This window comes from Arcicella sp. BE140 (assembly GCF_031456255.1).
In the GTDB taxonomy this organism is placed as follows: Bacteria; Bacteroidota; Bacteroidia; order Cytophagales; family Spirosomataceae; genus Arcicella; species Arcicella aquatica.
Map to the genome: position 1 here is coordinate 211,402 of NZ_JAVDUE010000003.1, position 21,103 is coordinate 232,504.

The following is a 21,103-nucleotide window of genomic DNA, read 5'->3' on the forward strand; positions in this document are numbered from 1 at the left end:
ACGGACTTGTCCGTTTCTAATAAAAAAATTAACACTCAGATGTACAGAATCTATCCCACATTAATCAATTCATTTGTTTTGTATGAGCAACAAGTATTAGATGCTCAGGGAAACATCCTTGTAGACTTGTGGGAAATGATAGACCGTATCAATAGAGTAAAAAAGCCAACCACTGAAGCTCAACAAAGAGGAATTGATTTTGAAAAGGCCGTAATTACAGGCGAAAACGAGGAGCTATTCGGTGAAGGAATCATTGAAAAGGCGCGTGAATTATTACCAACCAAATACAAAACGCAGTTTTATACAGAAGCGAAGTATAAAAATTGCTTAATCTATGGCTTTGTAGATTTAGTAGGAGGAGACCGTGCTGTTGATTTAAAATCTACCAGATTATACCAACCCAATCGTTTTGAGTTCAACCATCAAAATCTGTATATGTTAGGGTTACAGAAGTGGGGCGTCAGAACCTTGGATTATATCATTACAGATTTTAATGATGTATATCAAGAAAGCTATGATGTAAAAACCTATAATTTTACTCCGCTGTATCAACAAATAGATGCTTTTGTTGCCTTCTTAGAACAACACCGAAAGCTAATTAAGGATAAAAAGATTTTTGATAAAAAAGGAGATACCAACCAGTTGTCGTTGTTTTAAATAGCTTTGAGCTATGAGCAGTAAGCTTTGAGCCTTTAGTCGTAAACTTTGAATAATTTTAAAATGGCTTTAGGCTTTAAGTAGTAAGCTTTGAGCCATTTTAGGCTAAATCTCAAAGCACATAAACTCCTCAAATCTCAAAAACAAAACCTCCTCCAGTCCTAAAGTCCAGCATCTTTCAGTCCAAGACTAAAAAATCCCCTTCAACTCAATCAAATCCTTCACCTCATGTTTAGGCTTTAATGTAAGCTCCTGTGCTCTTCCATCAGGATTAAAGAAAATCGTGTCGATACCCGCTTGATAAGCCCCCACAATATCGCTTTGAAAGCTATCACCAATCATAATACACTCAGAAGGCTTCGCCCCAACCAAATTTAAGGCATATTCAAAAATACCCACCTCAGGTTTTTTATAGCCAGAATTTTGGAAAGTGATAATCTCTTTGAAATAATGTTTAATTCCTCCAGCCGTCATTTTTATGTCTTGTACCTCCATAAAACCATTGGTGATAATGTGCAGAGGATACTTTGGAAATAGGTATTCTAGCACGACTTTGGCATTAGGTAATAAATTAGGTTTGCGGACTGAAATATTGATATATTTATCTGAAATTTCATCACACAGAGAATAGTCGTAACAGCCTAACTCGCTGAAAATCATTCTAAAACGTTGATGGCGTAATTCGGGTTGACCAATCTTTCCTTGCTCATACAAATCCCATAGCTGATGATTTATTTTATTGAAGATAATATAAAATTGTACAGAAGAAGGAATGCCATATGTATGTAAATCAAAGTGCTGATACACATCGTCTAAAGCCAATTTAGAATTCGTGTTATGGTCCCAAAGAGTATGGTCGAGGTCGAAGAAAAGATGCTTATACATAATTTTTTTATACAAATATGATAGGAGAAACCTTTGAAACAAAAAACTAAGCGTTTATTTTTAAAGGATAAAACCTGAATTAATTTGCATCAAGATATTCTTTTATATAAATTCATAGTTTGTAAAAAACAATTTTAAGAAATCTAATTTAACCATAAAAATGGCTAGTCAACCCACAGAAGAAAACCAGATAAACGTAGAATTAACAGAAGCAATGGCAGAAGGAGAATACGTTAATTTGGCGATGATTGCACATTCTCAGAGTGAATTTGTTATTGATTTTATCAAAATGATGCCTGGAATCCCTAAAGCGAGAGTAAAATCAAGAGTAATTCTTACACCTGATCATGTTTATCGTCTTTTGAATGCCCTCAAAGAAAATATTCAAAAATATGAAGAGGCCTATGGCCCGATTACTGAAGATAAAAACCAAAATGGCTTTCAGTTCCCAACCAATTATCGTGGTCCTATTGGGGAAGCCTAATATCCACAGTAGGTTTTTACAAATAAGATAATACATTCAGAATTTTCATCAACAGAGCGTAAATGTAAGTAAATAGAATATTCTATTGCTCATTTACGCTCTATTGTTGAAATAACAATGAGTAGATAATCAGTGCCTACGGGCTTTAAAATAAATAAATATAAATATTGTGAGACAATGAATCAAAAACTGACCAGAGAATATTTAGCGGCTAATGCTGAAAATTTGAGTAAACTTGTTGAGTTACCTAGTGATAAAATTTTTGAACTTCCTGAGAAAGTACTTCAATTTGGTACTGGTGTTTTATTAAGAGGACTTTGTGATTATTTTATTGACAAGGCTAATAAAAAAGGTATTTTCAATGGTCGTGTAGTAGTAGTTAAATCTACAGATAAAGGGGGTACAGATGATTTTAATGAACAAGACGGACTTTTTACCCATGCCGTAAAAGGATTGGAAAATGGGCAGAAAGTAGAAGAATATATTATCAATGCGTCTATTTCTCGTACTATTTCGGCACGTTCACAGTGGAAGGAAATACTAGCTTGTGCTAAAAATCCTGAAATGCAAATAATCATTTCTAATACTACTGAGGTAGGTATTACTTTATTAGAAAACGATAAGATAACAAATAATCCTCCACAGTCATTCCCTGTAAAACTATTAGCGTTTTTATACGAGCGTTGGCAAGTATTCAAAGGTTCGGCTAAAAGCGGGATGGTAATTGTTCCAACTGAATTAATCGTTGGGAATGGAGATAAGTTACAGGAAATTGTATTGGAACAAGCACATCGCAACGGACTTGAACCAGAATTTATCGAATGGCTTGAAAACCACAACTATTTCTGTAATTCATTAGTCGATAGAATTGTACCGGGAAAACCTGACCAAGAGATTTGTAAAGAAATAGAAAAGAAATTTTCTTATCAAGACGATTTGATGATACTTTCAGAAGTGTATCGTCTTTGGGCAATTCAGGGAGATGAAAAAATCCGAAATATCCTATCATTTGCTGCTGCTGATCCGGGAGTAATTATCGAAAAAGACATTGAAGTTTATCGTGAATTAAAGCTAAGAATGCTTAACGGAACACATACTTTGACATGCGGAATGGCATATTTGCTAGGGTTCCGTTTGGTAAAAGATGTAATGAGTAATAGTTATTTAAGTAAAATTATTACAAATATGATGTTAGGGGAAGTATCTTTAGCAATTCCTTACAAGATTGACCCTAAAATCAGAGACCGTTTCGGTAGAATGGTGTTAGACCGTTTCCGTAACCCTTTCTTACAACATAAATTATTAGACATTACCGTTCAGTATACTGCCAAAATGAAAATGCGTAATGTGCCTATTCTTTTGCAATATTATCGTGAATTTGGTAAAGCACCCGAATTGTTTGCCATGGGCTTTGCCGCTTATTTACAGTTCATGAAAGCTGAAAAAGAAGTAAATGGTAATTATTTCGGTGAATGTAATGGTGAATATTACCCAATCAATTGTAATTTCGCACCATACTTTTACGAAGCTTGGGAAAACTTTGATTTAGACAAAGTATTATCTAACAGAAGCTTGTGGGGTGAAGATTTAACACAGTTAGAAGGATTTTCAGACGCAGTGAGGAAATATTTATGAAAAAAGTAGTCACTTTCGGTGAGATAATGATGAGGCTCAGCACGCCACGTCATACTCGCTTTCAACAGGCGACAAGTTTTGATATTAATTTTGGTGGGGGCGAAGCGAATGTTTCGTCCTCATTGGCTATTATGGGGGTTCCAGCTAGCCATGTAACCCGTTTCCCTGACAATGATTTGGGCAATGCCGCCATCAATACTTACCGACGGTATGGGCTTAGTATGGATGATGTTGTAAAAGGGGGCGACCGTATAGGCATTTACTATGTAGAACAGGGAGCAGCCATGAGACCAAGTAAGGTAATTTATGATAGAGCCGATTCAGCCTTTGCCACTCTGAAGCCTTCGGAATTTAATTGGGAGCATATCTTTGAAGATGCCCAGTGGTTTCATTTCACAGGTATCACTCCAGCTATTTCAGAAAGCGCCGCTCAGGCCTGCTTGGAGGCCGCCCAAACGGCTAGTCGTTTAGGATTAAAAGTCTCCGCAGATGTGGGGTATCGTTCTAATTTATGGAAATGGGGAAAAAGGCCCAATGAAATAATGCCAGAGCTGATTGAAAATTGCGATGTAATTATTTGCAGTAAAGGTGATGCAGAAGATATGTTTGGAATTGTCCCTAACGACGACAAGAGAAGTTTTAAATCGGTTTGTCAACAATTGACCGACCGTTTTCCGAAATTAAAAAAAGTATTAACTACCAAACGAGGTCAAATTTCGGCTTCACACAATACTTTAACAGGAAAATGCTGGAACGGATTTGAAATGTTAGAAACTAAACAAATAAATATTCCTGATATTGTTGATAGAATTGGCGGAGGAGATGCCTTTATGGCAGGGTTTATTTTTGGCGAAATCATCTATCAGAATACGCAGAAAGCAATAGAGTTTGGAGTAGCAGCTTCTGCTTTAAAGCATACGATAGAAGGCGACTTTAACCTATCTTCAGTCAGCGAAATTGAAGCAGTAATGAATGGCGATGTCAGTGGAAAACTAAGAAGATAAAACCGATTATGAAGTTTTCAAAAACACTACTTTATACAAAACTAAGCGAAACCCCTATTATGCCTCTTTTCAATCACCCTGATGTAGAAAAGAGCAAGGCCGTAGTAAAAGCCTGTTATAATGGCGGTATCAGGGTTTTTGAATACACAAATCGTGGAGTGGGTGCCGATAAAGTTTTTGGTGAATTGGTAAAATACATTCGCACAGACTTTCCAGATATGGCAATCGGTATCGGCACTATCTTCAATGCTCAGGAAGCAGAGTATTTTGTCAGTTTAGATACTGACTTTATCGTTCAGCCAACGCTAGACGCTGGCGTAGCTAATGTTTGTCAACAAAATAACATGGCTTGGTTTCCAGGGGTACTTACGCCCAACGAAATTTATAAGGCTAATCAGTTAGGAGCAGACATTGTAAAAATATTTCCAGCCAATGTTTTAAGTCCTTCTTTTGTAAAATCAGTCAAGACAGTAATGCCTCAGGTAGAAATGATGATTACTGGCGGCGTAGAACCCAACGAACAAAGCCTAACTACATGGTTCAACGCTGGTGCTAAAGCGGTTGGCATGGGCGGACAGTTATTTCCGAAAGCAATTTTAGACGATAATAATTTCAATTGGATTGAAAATACTGTTAAAGAATGCCTCAGTGTTATTAAAAACTAGGGCTATTCATCATATTTTATCTTCTTCGCTTTAATTCCTACTAATTTTTCCGCATGGTTTTAAGGTAATCTCTTACATTCTCATTAATTTTGTACTTTTACAAGAATATCCGACAGCAGGTAGTTTAAATTGACTAACTTTACACAATACCTGTTCAAAAGAAATATAAAAATAAAGAACAAATTCACAAAATGGGATTATTCAATTTCCTGACTTCAGACATTGCGATTGACCTTGGTACTGCCAATACGTTAATTATCCATAAAGATAGAATTGTGGTTGACGAACCATCAATTATTGCCCTTGATAAAGCCACCAACAAAGTTTTGGCCATTGGTAACAAGGCAATGCAGATGCACGAAAAAACCAACGAGAATATCAAAACGATTCGTCCTTTAAAAGACGGAGTGATTGCCGACTTTACGGCAGCCGAATTGATGATTCGGGGAATGATAAAAATGATTGATACGGGAAGTCGTTTCTTTACGCCATCTCACCGAATGGTGATTTGTATTCCTTCAGGTATCACAGAGGTTGAGAAAAGAGCGGTAAAAGATTCAGCAGAACACGCTGGAGCGAAAGAAGTGTATATGATTCATGAACCTATCGCTGCGGCAATAGGGATTGGAATAGATATTGAGCAGCCAAACGGTTCAATGATTGTGGATATTGGCGGTGGTACTACTGAAATAGCAGTAATTGCGCTTTCAGGTATTGTTTGTGAGGCTTCAGTACGTATTGCTGGAGATGTATTTACACGTGATATTGTTGATTATATGCGTCGCGAGCATAATTTATTAATTGGTGAGCGTTCGGCAGAATTAATCAAAATTGAAGTAGGTTCAGCATTGCCAGAATTGGAAAATCCACCAGCAGATTATGAAATCCGTGGACGTGACTTAATGACTGGTATCCCTAAAGAAATTAAGGTTACTTATTCAGAGATTGCTTATGCCCTAGATAAATCAATTTCTAAAATTGAAGAAGCCGTAATGAAAGCCCTAGAGGTATCACCTCCTGAACTTTCGGCAGATATTTATCACAATGGTATTCATTTAACAGGTGGAGGAGCGTTGTTGCATGGTTTAGATAAGCGTTTAGCGAACAAAACTAAATTGCCTATTCATATTGCTGATGATCCATTAAGAGCTGTAGTGCGTGGAACAGGTGAAGTATTAAAACACCTTGACCATTTCAAGCCTATTCTCATCTCTTAATTAACTAGGCTAAGGAATGAGTAAATGAAAGAATGATATTTTTATGTTCTTTCGTTTACTCATTTTTACATTATAGCCTTTTCTGTCAAATCAATTATTCCAAGATTCTTCTTTTAATAAATGTATCAGTTAATCCAATTTATATCTAGGAAACGAGCCTTCATTTTGTTTGCATTATTGGAGGTACTGAGTCTGTGGTTTTTTTATTCATACAATAATTACCCCAGTGCTATCATGTTCAACACTACGAACTATTATGCGGCACAAGCCTTGGATATTTCTAATAGCATCGTAGAGTATTCCAACCTGAGCAAAGTAAATGAAGATTTAAGCTCAGAGAATAAAAGACTTTATGAGTTAGTAGAGAAGCTACAAGCTCAACAAACGCCTATCACTCACTCTATCATCAATTACAAAGCCGATTCTGCTGTGGCAGCTCGCTTTAAGTTTACGGTAGCCAAAGTTACTAACCTAAGCGTAGCTCAGTTTAATAACTATATTACGATAGATAAAGGTACGGCTGATGGTTTAGCTCCGGGTATGGGGGTAATTTCTTCAACGGGAGTAGTAGGTAAAATAAAATCATGTTCGGAACATTATTCAAGAATAATCTCTATTCTGCATTCAGAATATACTGTTTCCGCTAAGATTAAAAGTAACAATGAAATCGGCTCTATCAAATGGGATGGACTGAATCCTTCTGTTGTAGAAATGACAGATGTTTCAAGGTACAAAAATGTGAGAGTAAAGGATACCGTAATGACGTCTGACTTCAATTATGTTTTCCCGTCGAACATCGTGATTGGTTACGTTAGCAAAGTAGGCTTAAAGCCTGATCAAACTTTTCATGACATAAAAGTGAAATTGGCCACAGACTTTAGTACGCTTTCGTATGTGTATGTCATTAATAACAAACTAGAAAAAGAACAAAGAGCTTTAGAAAGTACTGATAGTGAAGTAAAAAAATAGCGTACTATTTCCCAATAATTTGCATAGCCACTATAAACTCGGCAATCTAATTAATAATGACTCCAAGAAATATTTTTCCTCAAATACTTACTTTTATATTTTATCTTTTGTTGCAAATTTTCTTTGTTAGACAATTGGTATTCCTCAATCACGCGTTTTGTTTTGTTTATGTAGCTACGGTCATTTTGCTCCCTTTTGATATTAATAGAGTACAATTGATTTTCTTAGGTTTTATTGCAGGAATGTTTGTTGATATATTTTATAATACCATTGGTGCTAATGCAGCAGCCATGACATTCATCGCTTATATTCGTACACCAATTTTGGCTTTATTGGTGCCTCAGAGAGGCTATGATGAACGCCAAATACTGAGTTTGAAATCAATGGGGGTATCTTGGTTTCTGACTTATGTAATGATATTAACGGTTATTCATCACTTTATTTTGTTTTCATTAGAGGCATCTAATTTCGGGCTAATTCTCCCCATCTTAGCAAAAGTAATAGCTAGCACGATTTTTACTACATTAGTAATTGTAATTATCCAGTTATTTAGAAAAGATTAAAATAAAAAAAGTTTTACGCCTTTTTGTCAGGAAAAAAGTTCAAATCATGCTTGGCAAGTTGTTTGTTTATAGAAATTATCTAAAACAATGTAATGTAGATTCAATAAATTACTTGATAATTACGGTATCATTTTCTATTTTTATCAAGTGATATTCAGCAGCAATCATGGACGAGCAAGAAGAAATTAAAATAACTCAAACCTATACTGAAGTAGAAAAACACAGAGTTTTCGAAAAAGAGTTTATGCCGTACATTGACTCAATGTACAACTTTGCCTTCCGTCTGACAAACGATGAGGATGATGCTAACGACCTTGTTCAAGACACATACCTGAAAGCATTTAGATTTATCAATTCATTTGCCGAGGGAACTAATGCTAAAGCATGGCTGTTCAGAATTCTGAAGAATAGTTTTATTAACGATTTTAGGAAGAAATCTAAAGAGCCGTCGAAGGTTGATTATCAGGATGTTGAAACAACTTATAATTCAGAGGAAGACGCAGAAACTACTCAAACAGTTGATTTAAGAGCAGATACTGTTCAAGATTTAATTGGAGATGAAATTGCCAATGCACTAAATGCTTTACCTGTTGATTTTCGTACTGTTATTATACTATGTGATGTTGAAGGGTTTACTTATGAAGAAATGGCGAAGATATTAGATATACCTATAGGAACCGTACGTTCTCGTTTACACCGTGCCAGAATGTTGTTAAAAGAAAAATTGAAATCATATGCCAAATCTTTGGGCTATGACGTAAATGCTGACAGCATGGCAGAATAGACAACTATTGATGAAAAAATAATTATAATCAAGAAATTTTTTATATTTTTTAGCATATGGGAATTTTTTTTACAACCTTCCTGTTCAATAACTACTTGATTATCATAAATAGTAACCCCAATACAACGCCAAATTAAATTTGTTTAATCCAATAGAATAATGGTTTCCGAGGTTGAAAAAATTCAAAAAAAAACAAGCTGTGAGCATCAATCTGAATGCATGAAATTAGTTCAATTAATTGTGGACGGTCAGGCATCAGAAGAGCAAATAGCCCAATTTAAACAGAACATGGATAAATGTTTGCCGTGTGAGAAAGGATATGAATTGGAAAAGTGTATTAAAGAAACAATGCAATTAAGATTGGAAAAGAAATGTGTTCCGACGAGTTTGATTGATTGTATCAAAAAGAAAATAAGTGCATTATAATTGAGTATTTAAGCTCAAAAAATAAAGGTTATTAAGTTGGTCGTTTTGTTTACGATATACTTAATAGCCTTTTACTTTTAATTAATTAGGGTATTTTACTTGTTGAAAATTGGAAAACGGAAAACTTATTATCTTCTCTGCCCCTTCTGGTTCGGGCAAAACTACTATTGTTAAGCACTTGCTTGCCAATAATGCTAATCTTGGATTTTCTATTTCTGCTTGCACGCGTGACAAGCGTGGACGGAATGAAGAAAATGGTAAAGATTATTATTTTATGACGCCAGAAGAATTCAAAACTAAGATTGATAATGATGAATTTGTAGAATGGGAAGAAGTTTACCCTGGAGCTTATTACGGTACGTTGAAATCAGAAATTGAACGTTTATGGGCATCTGGTAAACATGTGATTTTTGATGTAGATGTTCGTGGAGGAGTAAAATTAAAGGAATATTACAAAGAACGTGCATTGTCTATCTTTGTAAAAGTGCCAAGCGTACAAGAGTTAGAAAAACGCTTGCGTGAACGTGGTACAGATTCGGAAGACTCTATTTCTAAGAGAGTATTCAAAATGAATTTTGAAATGTCATTCCAAGATAAATTTGATATTGTATTATTGAACGATGATTTAACAGAGGCATTTAGAAAAGCTCAAAAACTATTTGATGAATTTATAAACTAAGCTTTAAAAGCTGTGAGTATTGAGCTATGAGCTTATCCATTTGTTAATAGCAATAATAATTGTTCATAGCTTGTTGCTCAAATCTTAAGAGCTCAGAACTATATGAAAATAGGCCTCTTTTTTGGTTCTTTCAATCCCATCCATATTGGGCATTTAATAGTTGCCAACGTAATGGCAACTACTACCGACTTAGAACAAGTTTGGTTTGTAGTGTCACCACAGAATCCATTTAAAAAGAATAAATCGTTATTACACGAATTTGATCGTTTGGATATGGTAGAAAAAGCCATCGCAGATAATCCTAGATTCAAAGTAACTAATATCGAATTTTCGATGCCCAAACCTTCTTATACGATTGATACACTAATCCGTTTACAAGAGAAGTATCCACAGCATGAATTCAAATTGATTATTGGAGGGGACAATTTGGCTCAATTTCCAAACTGGAAAAACCACGACAAAATTTTAGAATACTTCGGTTTATATGTTTACCCCCGACCCAATGCTGAACTGAGTGATTTAGAAAAACATCCCAACGTTCGTTTAGTAAAAGCCCCTTTATTGGATATTTCTGCCACCTTTATTCGAGAATGCTTAAAGAATGGGCAATCAATCAGTTATATGATTCCTGAGGCAGTAGAAGAGTTTATTTTGAGGAAAAAGTTTTACTTATGAAAATTAGCATTTTAGGTTGCGGTTGGCTAGGCTTGCCTTTAGGCAAGTATTTAGTAGCACAAGGACATCAAGTAAAAGGTTCTACTACCTCTGAAGCTAAATTCCCATCATTGCAAGCTGTGGGTATTAGTCCTTTTGTGCTTAAATTCTCTCCCGAAATTGAAAGCGATAATCTTGCAGCGTTTCTGAATTCAGATATCTTAATTATTTGCATTCCTCCTCGTGCTGGCAAATTTGGTGAAGACTATCATGTGCAACAAATACAATCATTAATTACCTCTCTTTCTTTATCCAGTATTCAATCTATTCTCTATACTTCATCTACTTCAGTATATCCAGATTTGAATAGAGTAATCTACGAAGACGACGAAGTAATAGCGTCTTCTACGTTGATAAAGGTAGAGAATCTGTTAAAAGGATTGGACTTAGCAACAACAATCTTGCGTTGTGGAGGGTTGATGGGACAGGAAAGAATAGGGGCAAAGTATTTTGCTGGTAAACGTATTAATACGGGACAAATTCCTGTCAATTATATCCACCAAGACGATGTAATAGGTATAATTGCGATGATACTTGAAAAGGGCTTTTGGAATGAGACTTTTAATGCCGTTTCGCCAGAACATCCCGTTCGTGAAGCCGTTTTTTTAAAGAACTGTGAAGAATATGGTTTTGAAAAACCTATTTTTGAAGAAGCTACTGAGGCTATTCCCTTTAAAATTATCAGTCCTCAGAAACTCATACAACAAACTGGCTATCAGTTTAAATATGCTAATCCATTGGAATATCTTTATTTTCTTAGTGAATAGTGATTAGAAATTGGTGAATAGTAATTGTGCTTTTTTCTCCCGAAAAATCTCCAAATTTTATTTTTTGAAAAAAAAGGATATTCTAATCACTATTCACCAATCACTAAAAAACTATTTAAGCGTTCTTTCAAACAGTTTAAAAATACGCTTGTATTCATCTATCCATGACGTAGGTTCTACAAAACCATGGTCTTCCATCGGATAAGATGCCAATTCCCAATTATCTTTTTTCAATTCAATCAGCCTTTGAGCCAAACGAACAGCGTCTTGATAATGCACGTTTACATCTATCATACCATGACATATCAATAGATTTCCCTTCAATCCATCTGCATAATATATTGGTGAGCTTTTGCGATATGCAATAGAGTCAGTCTGTGGTTCATTCAGAATGTTTGCCGTATAAGGGTGATTATAGGCTGCCCAGTCTGTTACAGGTCTTAGTGCAGCACCCGCAGCAAATACATCTGGCGTAGTAAACATTGCCATCAAAGTAATAAAACCACCATACGAACCACCATAAATACCGATTTTTTTAGGGTCTACCCCTTGGTTTTCAACCAGCCATTTTGCTCCATCTACTTGATCAGTCAAATCTTTACCACCCATAAAACGATAAATACCTGTACGCCAATCTCTACCATAACCTGATGAACCACGATAATCAATATCTAAGACAGTATAGCCGTTATCGACCAACATATTATGGAACATATATTCACGGAAATACTGGCTCCACCATTTATGTACATTTTGTAAATACCCCGCACCATGTACAAAGATTACTGCTGGCTTTTTCCCTTTCTCTCCTTTGGCTTCATATAAACGAGCATATACCTCAGCACCATCCTTTGCACTAAAAGTAATGATTTCAGGCTCACGCCATTTGTATTCTTTAAACTGCTGACTTTGTGATTTAGTAATCTGGGTAGGGGGAGCATTTACAATATTGTCTTGAATATACACTTCCCAAGGACGATTTGAATAAGAATTCAAATAGGCTAATTTGGTTTCATCGGGTGAAAGCACCACTTGATTCGAGCCTGTCATTTTTGTTAAACGTATTCTATCCCCACCTGTTACAGCCATTTTATAAAAATGCTGTTCTCCCGGATGTACCTCGTTTGAAGTAAAATAAAAAGATAGTTTGTCTTTTGATAGTTGAAGGCTCTGTACTTCAAATTTACCTTTTGTTAATTGTTTTTTAGCCCCAGTTGCTAAGTTGGCAGTGTAAATATGAGAATAACCGTCTTCTTCTGATTGATAGTATAATGTTTGATTATCCCCTAAAAAACCAATATTTCCGAAATTAATCCCCGGTCCGCCAATCCAAGCCTCGTCTCTTTGTCTGTCGATAGTCTTCAGTTTTCGGGTAGCAACATCCAATTTCAAAATCCAACGGTCTTTGTTATCCTGACTTCTTACAACCAAGACACAATATTTACCATCCGCTGACCATATTACTTCGCTAAAGATTACCTTTCTAGGTTCTACCTTTTTATTTTTGGTCGTATCTTTTTTAGCATAATCTTTTAAATAATCAGGTTGGTCATAAATTCCTTCAATATCCTTCGTAGAAACCTGTAAAGCAGTATCCTTTTTGATGTCATATACCCAAAACTCATAACTTGGCATCGGCGCACCTACTTTTGTTCTAGCAGGCAAATCTTCGGTAAAGCCCGATTCTGTTACGTAGCTTGGCACAATGGCATTTTTAGCACCCGTCGCCGATTTAGTTAAGCGATAGGTAATATAATTTTCATCAGGACTCAAAGTCTGAATATCTACTCTTTTATCATCAATATAAATCTCTTTGGCACGTTTAGGCAAATCAGCTTTAGCAATTATATCTCCCTGCTTTTTCTTATCAGCACGTTCTTTTAATATTTCAAAAAGACTTAGTTGATCTGTTTTTTGCCATTTTTCTTGTTCATTCAGCTTTGCTTCAGCTTTTTTAGTTCCAGTTAAAAAATTGCTTAGTTGTTCTGTTTCACCTGTGGATAAATCAAAGCTAAACAAGTTGCTGGCTTTGGTATAAATGATTTTGGTTTCCTTGCCATTAAAATTAGGGTTACTTTCTGTTTCAACAGTATTAGTAATCTGGCGAACGGCCATTGTTTTGCAGTCTAGCAAAAACAAATCGCCATTTTTTGTATAGATTTTTTTAGAAAAGTCTCGACTATATACCCCCGAAAATGAAGGTAAAGCTCTACGTGTTTGAGGAGGTATTTTAAATGGTTTTTTTTCAGTGACAGAAGCCCCATATAACGAATCCGCCTTATTTCTGAATGGATTCCAATTAAAATAAACCATTCTACTATCCTCCGACCAATTGATAGCAGAAGGCAAAGCTCCAATGGTAAATTTAGGGTCTTGCATAATATGTTCAACACTCAATTGTTGAGCATACAGTGTAAAACAAAAACAAGTGGTAATAATTAAGGTAAAGACTTTTTTCATGTTGATGAGTTTTGTTTTGAAACACAAGCAATCCATTTCTTTTTTTAGTGAATTTAAAAGTTAACAAATCTTATTCACAAATCTAAATAAGGATAATGATTTTGAACATATAAAGATTAATTTATTAATAAATCATTTAACAATAATAACCCCTTTGCATAGAAAGAAAAGATAACATTTGAAATATCCTGATAAAATATATTGAGTTTTACCATATAATAAATAAAACAATGATTAATTGTGTTTTAATTTTAAAGTTTTGTGTAAGTATTATAGATTTAAGTAGTATAAATCATTGATAATTAAAAAGATATATTTTATAAAGAAAATACATTTACATATAAACACTTTTAGTCATGAAAAAATATAAATTATTAATACTATGTTTTTTTTTAACACTATATTCTCAAATAATAGTTGGTCAAGCACAGAAAGTTACTGTTGGTTTTCAGAAGGATACAATTTCTATTCAAGAGGGAGATTCTTGTTTAGTGGCTATTCAGTTATTAGGTATTATTCCAGAAGGGAAAAAAATCAAAATTGAATTTAAAGTTACAAAATCTGATGCTACAGAAACAAAAGATTATTTGTTACCAAATAAAGACCCAATCGATTTTTATACATCGCCTTCTTCTTCTCAAAGTCAGATACGTTATTTTCAACTAAAAACAGTATCTGATATGAATCAAGAGAATGAACAAATGACAATAAGCCTCAGTAGTCCTGATAGTAGTATTTTTAAATTTGAAAAAAAAGAAATCTTAGTAATTATTAAAGATTATAAAACAAATCAAGAGCTACAACTAGAAGAGTTTAAAAAAGAAATCACAACAGCAATAAATAAAGTTACTAATATTGTTAACAATGACAGAGATACTAGTGAAGTAATAGGTGTATTAAGAATAAAGAATTTTCATCCTAAAGTATATACTTGGAATATGAATAAAAAAGATACGAGTGAAAAAAAGGATTCTCTGTATGAAGAATTCAAAAATAGTAACGGGTTAATAGATCCTATGATTGAAGAAAAAATACAAGGTGACACAAACTTAAAAGCAAGTATTAGCAAAGTAGACATTTTTTTTACTAATGGAATTGCTACAGAAATTAAAGCTTATGATGAAAATTCCAAAGATATTTATCGTAATCTTTGGAATAAAGGATATAAAAGATGGAAACAGAGATTTGGTGTTTCTTTTAGACATAAGATATTTATAGATAGATATAAGTATTATCATTTAATTAGTGATAACGAAAGTTTAAAAACGATTAAACTTTTAGATTTACTTGATTATGATGCTGAAACACAAATAAACTTTGCTCCTAATGATGGAAAAATAACATTAACTAAAGAACACTCAAATAAAAAACTAACTGTAAATACTTCATTAAATTCATATATTAATTTGAATATTTATAGTGATTTACTATCCTTATTAAAATCAGATAGAAGCAATGGTTTAGTTCAAACCGAAGCCTCTGCAAGAATATTTTTGAACACTATGCCCTTGCCTAAAAGTGTTTTTTTATTATTTAATTATTTTGAACCTTCTTTAAAATATAGCAGATTTGACAACGGGTATGAAAGTATTATTCCTACAAAGCTAAACAAATCGTTAAGTACGAAAGATACATTTAGTATAGATAGGATGTCAGTCAATCAAAGAAAATTCCTAGAAATCGGAGGTAAAGTCAATGTTTTTAAAAAAATGGGTAGATTTTATAATAGTTATGAGTTGAACGTATTTTCAAATTTTGGCTGGTTTAATTTGCAAGGAGAAAAACTAAAAGATAGCTTGAATAGTAACGTTCCTTTATTTCAAACAAGCACAGGAAATACGTTAGATTTTGGAGCAGAAGTTAAAGCTACTATCTTACAATATAGAAACTTTGGACTTAATATTGGCGGATCTGTACGTTATCAAAAGATTTGGAATAACAAAGACCAATCCTTTGTTAACGGTGGTTTTCAATGGTTTTTTGCTCCAGAATACGAATTATTTTATTTTCCTATTGCTAACAGCAAAGATAAAATTTTTCTAAGGGCAAAATATCTTTCTAATACAAATGAAAACGAAAGAAATTTTGTCCAACTTCAATTTGGATATAAAGTTGAATTTAAATTACCAAATTCTAAATTGAAATAATAATGTGTACTTTGGTTTTAGATTTAAAAGTTGTATAATCTTAGCCTTTTAAATCTAAAACCAATCAATCTAAACCAATCCCCATTCCTTAATCTTAGGAATCAACGTATCAATATCACCAGCGCCAACGGTTACTATTAGCTCAGGTTGTTTGGCCTCTAATAAGTCTAATACTTCTTCTTTGCTACAAAGTGTTTTGATAGGCGATGTTACCTTGTCGAAAATAATTTCAGAGGTAACACCTTCGATAGGTAATTCCCTCGCTGGGTAAATATCCAATAAAATTAAATCGTCAGCCAGGCTCAGGCTTTCTGCAAAGCCTTCTTGGAAGTCACGGGTACGGGTAAACAAATGTGGCTGAAATACTACCGTTAATTTACGCTTTGGATACAAAGCCTTTACAGAAGATAGAAAAGCCTGTATTTCGGTAGGATGATGGGCGTAATCATCGATATAAACAATTTTCTCTGAACGGATATGATATTCAAAACGGCGTTTTACACCACCAAAACTACAAATACCCTGTTTGATTTGTTCAGCCGTCAATCCTGCTTCTAAAGCTACGGCCGTAGCCGCCAAAGCATTTTCTACGTTATGAAAACCAGGCGTCAGCAAAGTACAATCTTTAATAATTCCATTTGGATAGATAATGTCAAATATCATTTCTGCATTTTCAATCCTAAGGTTTTGTGCATAAAAATCACCTTCATTCAAGGAATATTCTGCCGATTCATTTTTGGTAAAACCTGCTAAATTTAATCCTTTGCGTTGATATAGTTTCCCACCATCTTTCAACTGAGAAACGAATAATTGGAAAGACTCTAACAGCTGACTGTGGTCACCATAAATATCTAAATGGTCGGCGTCTGTTGAGGTAACGATAGTTAGATTTGGATATAGTGTAAGAAACGAACGGTCGAACTCATCAGCTTCTACCACACAAATTACATTATCAGGAGATTCATTGATTAAAAAATTGGTACCATAATTCTGTGTGATTCCGCCTAAAAAAGCGGTAACGTTTTTACCAGCCTGTTTTAGAATATGCGATACCATCGATGAAGTAGTGGTTTTGCCATGTGTACCAGAAACTGCAATGGTATAGAAGCTTTTGGTTAATAACCCCAATACTTGCGAACGCTTCATTAATGTAAAACCATTATCTTTTAAATAATTAAACTCAAGGTTATCCTTAGGAATAGCGGGTGTATAGACGATTAAAGTTTCTTCTTTATTCGCTAAAAACTCAGCAGGAATCAAATTGATGTCATCAGAGAAATGAACAGGGATTCCTTCGGCTTGTAAAGCATTGGTCAAGGGGGTAGCGGTTTTGTCATAGCCTGCTAACGAATATCCATTGGCAATAAACCAACGTGCAATTGCCGACATACCGATGCCTCCTATGCCAAGAAAATAAATGTGTTTTAGGACTTTAAGATTCACTTTTATCAAGGGTTAAATTTCATTAGAACAAAGATATTTTAAAAAAATTAAAACAAAATGATTTTACAAAGTCTTACTATCATCAATAAGTGTAATATTAATTTTTTGTAAAATGACAAATCTTTCTACCAATGTCCATTGTGATACTTTTAAGGGAGTTCGTGTGGTAAGTCCACTATTGCATGCCTTTGAATTTATGAGTATTGTTGGTAATGGTACTAGCGAATATGATTTTTTGAAAGAGTATGCTAAAAATAAAGCTTGGGATTTTGATTTAAATATGGTTCTTGACTTTATAAAACTTCGGGAAAATACTGTTGTCATAACTTGTCCAAATGAAAAAATTCAATGGGTAAATAAAGGGTTTACTAGAATGACTGGCTATGGCTTTAATGAAGCAGTTGGTAAATCTCCGAATTTTCTTCAAGGTAAAGAAACATCTTTAGTTACAAGGCAACTGATTAGAGAACGGCTAAATCTCAGAGCTCCATTTTCTGGACAAGTAATCAATTACCGAAAAGATGGAGGGGCTTATGTATGTAGGGTTGATATTTTACCCGTGTTTAACCAAGATAAAGTATTAAGTAATTTTATAGCCTTAGAACATGAACTAGTTTAGTATAAATGATGATGACTAATCCCATGAAGCAATTGTTTTGTGGGATTTTTTATTGAAAGAATAATCATTTGAAAAAATAGATGAAGACAAAATATTATTATTGATATTTCTTGAAATATATACTGTAGATTTGGTTACTTATTTTCTTGATAAAATTATATTTGTAAAATAAAAATTAAACTTCTCGAAGAAAACACATAAAATTAATTCAAAGTATAAATAGTAAAATGTAATTTCGCAGTATATTATCTAATTGAACTATCAAGATTGAATAATTAACAGAAATATGTCTTATCAAAGAAAAACTAAAATCGTAGCAACAGTAGGTCCGGCGTCTGATTCAAAAGAAATGCTGGTTAAGTTTGCTAAAGCAGGTGTAAATATTTTCCGACTAAATTTTTCGCACGGCTCACACGAAGATCATTTACAAAGACTAAACACAATCAGAGAAATAGCTGATGAATTAGATATAAATCTTGCAGTGCTTCAGGATTTACAAGGTCCTAAAATTCGTACACAACTTGTTGAAAACAATGGTGTAACTATTAAGGAGGGTAATAAATTGACATTCGTAATGGATGAAAATTTAATGGGAACTTCTGAGCGTGTTGGTACAACTTATACTTCTATGTATTTAGATGTAAACGTTGGAGAAAGAATTTTGATGGATGATGGAAATTTAGAAGTTAAGGTTTTAGAAATTGATAAAGTAAAGAAAGAAGTAATTACAGAAGTTATTTACGGTGGCGTATTAAAATCTAAAAAAGGTATTAACCTACCTGGTACTAAGGTTTCTTTACCATGTTTAACTGAAAAAGATCTTAAAGATTTATATTTTGGCTTAGATAATGGCGTAGATTGGATAGCTCTTTCATTTGTTCGTACTGCTGCTGATATTCATGATATCAAAGATAGAATTAAGGCTTATGGTAAAAAGAATACAAAGGTTATTGCTAAAATCGAAACTCCATTTGCGATTGATAATTTAGATGAAATCATCGAAGCTACTGATGCTATCATGGTTGCTCGTGGTGACTTAGGCGTTGAGATTGATGGTGCTAGAGTACCACATTTACAAAAATTGATGGTTGAGAAGTGTACTTTGGCTGGAAAACCAGTTATCGTTGCTACTCAAATGTTAGAATCAATGATTTCTAATCCAGTGCCTACTCGTGCTGAAACTTCAGATGTGGCTAATGCTGTATTGCAAGGAGCTTCTGCTACCATGTTGAGTGGAGAATCTGCATCGGGAGCATATCCTTTGAAAGCTGTTCAAACGATGGCTCATATCCAAGAGGTCGTTGAACAACAGCAAAATGAGATTAAAATCGTAAAAGGTGACGAGGCTTCAATTTACTTCAAAAACCACTCACTAAGTAAAGGTGCTATTGAATTCCCTTTAAACGACCGTATGATTGCTGGTGCATGCCGTTTGGCACGTGATACTGAAGCAAAAGCAATTTTATGTATTACAAACAGTGGTTATACAGCCTTCCGTTTGTCTGCTCATCGTCCTAAAGCAGGTTTATATATCTTCACTGCTAATAAAGCTGTTCAGCAAGAAATGGGGTTATTATGGGGAGCAAATGTTTTCTATTATGAAACCACAGGAAATGATGTTGAAGCAACTGTAAAAGGAATGACTGACTTCTTGAAGGAAAAAGGTTTGTTAGCAGTTGGTGATACTTTCGTATCAACATTAAGCATACCTTCTGATAAAAAATTGAAGACTAATACCGTTCAATTAGGAATTGTTGAGTAATCAATTGTTCAGACAATAGAAAAAGGGTTAAATCCATAGGATTTAACCCTTTTTCATGCCTTATGATTTCGAAACTGGGCAAATAAAAAAGCCTGATAAATTCAATTTTATCAGGCTTTTTTATGGGATGCTATTTCCTTAGAAATTACGCTCTCCAGCTTCTCTCTTTCCTAACATTACTGCACCTACCATCGCTACAAAAAATAGTACTGAAACCAATTCGAAAGGAAGTACATAATCACGGTATAAGATTTGTCCTAAGCCCTCAACCATTCCAGTTTGAGCATCGTATGCTTTTACTCCTACAGCGTTCTTTAAATCCATTTTACGGGATGCTGCAATGATGATAACTAATATCGTCCCGCCGAGTATCGCTCCTGCTAGTTTAGTCAATGTATTTTTTGAATCAGGAGCATTTTTACTTAAATCCATCATCATAATTACAAAAAGGAATAAAACCATGATGGCTCCTGCATACACCACAATATTAACTGCCATCAAAAACTGAGCATTCAATAACACATAATGGCCAGAAATACAGAAGAAAGTGAAAACCAAATACAATACACTATGTATTGGGTTTTTAGATAATACCACCATCGAAGCACTTAGGAGTGTCAAAGCAGTTAGAAAGTACCAAAAGTTCATATTTTTAATGAATCGTTATCAGATATTACAAATAATTTATTTACAAAATGGTTATTTCCAACCTTCTCTTAAATAGCGGTTATCCATTTTTTCAACCAATTTATCTTTTCCAAAAATCACTTCAGAGCGGTCTTCAAATACAGGAACCATTTTGTCGTGTTGTAGATAGATAGCTTGTTTAGGACAAGCTTCTTCGCATAAGCCACAGAAAATACAACGAAGCATATTGATTTCATACACGCTTGCATATTTTTCCTCGCGATACAAATTCTCTTCGCCTTTTTTACGTTCAGCAGCAACCATCGAAATCGCCTCTGCTGGACAAGCTACTGCACATAGTCCACAAGCAGTACAACGTTCAGCTCCTTCTTCGTCACGTTTTAGGATATGATGTCCACGAAAGACAGGTCCTAAATAACGTTTCTCTTCTGGATAACGAATGGTTACTTTTTTAGAAAAGAAGTGCTTTAGCGTTGTTGCCATACCTCCAACGATAGCAGGGAGGTAAATGCGTTCTGCAAAAGTCATTTCTTCTTGCTCTAAGACTTTGGATTTATTTGATAATTTCATAATAG

The 21,103-nt window shown here is 34.3% G+C and carries 21 protein-coding genes; 16 read left to right on the plus strand and 5 right to left on the minus strand.

All coding sequences use genetic code 11. The features are described from left to right. Window positions 1–39 precede the first annotated feature (39 nt). Window positions 40–657, plus strand: coding sequence for a hypothetical protein (locus J2Y60_RS06815; RefSeq protein ID WP_309915211.1), 618 nt, complete (start codon window positions 40–42; stop codon window positions 655–657). A gap of 189 nt (window positions 658–846) precedes the next feature. On the opposite strand, the gene J2Y60_RS06820 is transcribed toward J2Y60_RS06815, so the two are convergent. Further along, window positions 847–1,542: a YjjG family noncanonical pyrimidine nucleotidase gene (locus J2Y60_RS06820; RefSeq protein ID WP_309915214.1), complete on the minus strand. Its 696-nt coding sequence runs from the start codon at window positions 1,540–1,542 to the stop codon at window positions 847–849. Window positions 1,543–1,702: 160 nt separating this feature from the next. Between J2Y60_RS06820 and J2Y60_RS06825 the strand changes: the two genes are divergently transcribed. The 12 genes from J2Y60_RS06825 (at window position 1,703) to J2Y60_RS06880 (ending at window position 11,449) form a co-directional block, all read left to right on the plus strand. Beyond that, a complete protein-coding gene (locus tag J2Y60_RS06825) occupies window positions 1,703–2,026 on the plus strand; it encodes a DUF3467 domain-containing protein (RefSeq protein ID WP_309915217.1) in 324 nt (107 codons plus the stop codon). Between the two features lie 177 nt (window positions 2,027–2,203). Next, window positions 2,204–3,661: a tagaturonate reductase gene (locus J2Y60_RS06830; RefSeq protein WP_309915220.1), complete on the plus strand. Its 1,458-nt coding sequence runs from the start codon at window positions 2,204–2,206 to the stop codon at window positions 3,659–3,661. Continuing rightward, on the plus strand, window positions 3,658–4,665 hold the full coding sequence (locus J2Y60_RS06835) for a sugar kinase (protein WP_309915223.1): 1,008 nt from the start codon (window positions 3,658–3,660) through the stop codon (window positions 4,663–4,665). The genes J2Y60_RS06830 and J2Y60_RS06835 overlap by 4 nt, the downstream gene beginning before the upstream one ends. An 8-nt stretch (window positions 4,666–4,673) precedes the next feature. Then, window positions 4,674–5,330 (plus strand): bifunctional 4-hydroxy-2-oxoglutarate aldolase/2-dehydro-3-deoxy-phosphogluconate aldolase, encoded by a 657-nt coding sequence (locus J2Y60_RS06840; RefSeq protein ID WP_309915226.1) that lies wholly within the window; start codon window positions 4,674–4,676, stop codon window positions 5,328–5,330. A gap of 191 nt (window positions 5,331–5,521) precedes the next feature. Then, window positions 5,522–6,547, plus strand: coding sequence for a rod shape-determining protein (locus tag J2Y60_RS06845; RefSeq protein WP_309915228.1), 1,026 nt, complete (start codon window positions 5,522–5,524; stop codon window positions 6,545–6,547). 120 nt (window positions 6,548–6,667) lie between these two features. After that, entirely contained in the window at window positions 6,668–7,516 is an 849-nt protein-coding gene (gene mreC / locus J2Y60_RS06850; RefSeq protein WP_309915230.1) for a rod shape-determining protein MreC, read from the plus strand. A 56-nt stretch (window positions 7,517–7,572) separates the two neighbouring features. Continuing rightward, a complete protein-coding gene (locus J2Y60_RS06855) occupies window positions 7,573–8,079 on the plus strand; it encodes a hypothetical protein (RefSeq protein WP_309915233.1) in 507 nt (168 codons plus the stop codon). A gap of 166 nt (window positions 8,080–8,245) precedes the next feature. Continuing rightward, complete coding sequence (locus J2Y60_RS06860) at window positions 8,246–8,863, plus strand: sigma-70 family RNA polymerase sigma factor (RefSeq protein ID WP_184129601.1); 618 nt, start codon at window positions 8,246–8,248, stop codon at window positions 8,861–8,863. Between the two features lie 159 nt (window positions 8,864–9,022). Further along, window positions 9,023–9,289: a phosphohydrolase gene (locus J2Y60_RS06865; RefSeq protein WP_309994576.1), complete on the plus strand. Its 267-nt coding sequence runs from the start codon at window positions 9,023–9,025 to the stop codon at window positions 9,287–9,289. Window positions 9,290–9,398: 109 nt separating this feature from the next. Beyond that, entirely contained in the window at window positions 9,399–9,968 is a 570-nt protein-coding gene (gene gmk, locus J2Y60_RS06870; protein ID WP_309915237.1) for a guanylate kinase, read from the plus strand. 102 nt (window positions 9,969–10,070) lie between these two features. Further along, window positions 10,071–10,643, plus strand: coding sequence for a nicotinate (nicotinamide) nucleotide adenylyltransferase (gene nadD / locus J2Y60_RS06875; protein ID WP_309915241.1), 573 nt, complete (start codon window positions 10,071–10,073; stop codon window positions 10,641–10,643). Then, entirely contained in the window at window positions 10,640–11,449 is an 810-nt protein-coding gene (locus tag J2Y60_RS06880; RefSeq protein ID WP_309915244.1) for an SDR family NAD(P)-dependent oxidoreductase, read from the plus strand. The genes nadD and J2Y60_RS06880 overlap by 4 nt, the downstream gene beginning before the upstream one ends. Before the next feature lie 111 nt (window positions 11,450–11,560). Here J2Y60_RS06880 and J2Y60_RS06885 read toward each other — a convergent pair whose 3' ends face one another. Continuing rightward, on the minus strand, window positions 11,561–13,909 hold the full coding sequence (locus J2Y60_RS06885) for a prolyl oligopeptidase family serine peptidase (RefSeq protein ID WP_309915247.1): 2,349 nt from the start codon (window positions 13,907–13,909) through the stop codon (window positions 11,561–11,563). A gap of 356 nt (window positions 13,910–14,265) precedes the next feature. Between J2Y60_RS06885 and J2Y60_RS06890 the strand changes: the two genes are divergently transcribed. Then, entirely contained in the window at window positions 14,266–16,056 is a 1,791-nt protein-coding gene (locus J2Y60_RS06890) for a hypothetical protein (protein ID WP_309915250.1), read from the plus strand. Between the two features lie 69 nt (window positions 16,057–16,125). Here the strand turns inward: J2Y60_RS06890 and murC are convergent, their stop codons facing one another. Then, window positions 16,126–17,499, minus strand: coding sequence for a UDP-N-acetylmuramate--L-alanine ligase (murC, locus tag J2Y60_RS06895; protein WP_309915252.1), 1,374 nt, complete (start codon window positions 17,497–17,499; stop codon window positions 16,126–16,128). A gap of 112 nt (window positions 17,500–17,611) precedes the next feature. Between murC and J2Y60_RS06900 the strand changes: the two genes are divergently transcribed. Both J2Y60_RS06900 and pyk read left to right on the plus strand, forming a co-directional pair. Continuing rightward, complete coding sequence (locus tag J2Y60_RS06900) at window positions 17,612–18,118, plus strand: PAS domain-containing protein (RefSeq protein WP_309915255.1); 507 nt, start codon at window positions 17,612–17,614, stop codon at window positions 18,116–18,118. A gap of 286 nt (window positions 18,119–18,404) precedes the next feature. After that, entirely contained in the window at window positions 18,405–19,880 is a 1,476-nt protein-coding gene (pyk, locus tag J2Y60_RS06905) for a pyruvate kinase (RefSeq protein WP_309915258.1), read from the plus strand. A gap of 138 nt (window positions 19,881–20,018) precedes the next feature. On the opposite strand, the gene J2Y60_RS06910 is transcribed toward pyk, so the two are convergent. Together J2Y60_RS06910 and J2Y60_RS06915 are read right to left on the minus strand one after the other, a co-directional pair. Beyond that, entirely contained in the window at window positions 20,019–20,528 is a 510-nt protein-coding gene (locus J2Y60_RS06910; RefSeq protein WP_309915261.1) for an NADH-quinone oxidoreductase subunit J, read from the minus strand. Between the two features lie 51 nt (window positions 20,529–20,579). Next, window positions 20,580–21,098: an NADH-quinone oxidoreductase subunit I gene (locus tag J2Y60_RS06915; protein WP_309915264.1), complete on the minus strand. Its 519-nt coding sequence runs from the start codon at window positions 21,096–21,098 to the stop codon at window positions 20,580–20,582. Between the last annotated feature and the right edge of the window lie 5 nt (window positions 21,099–21,103).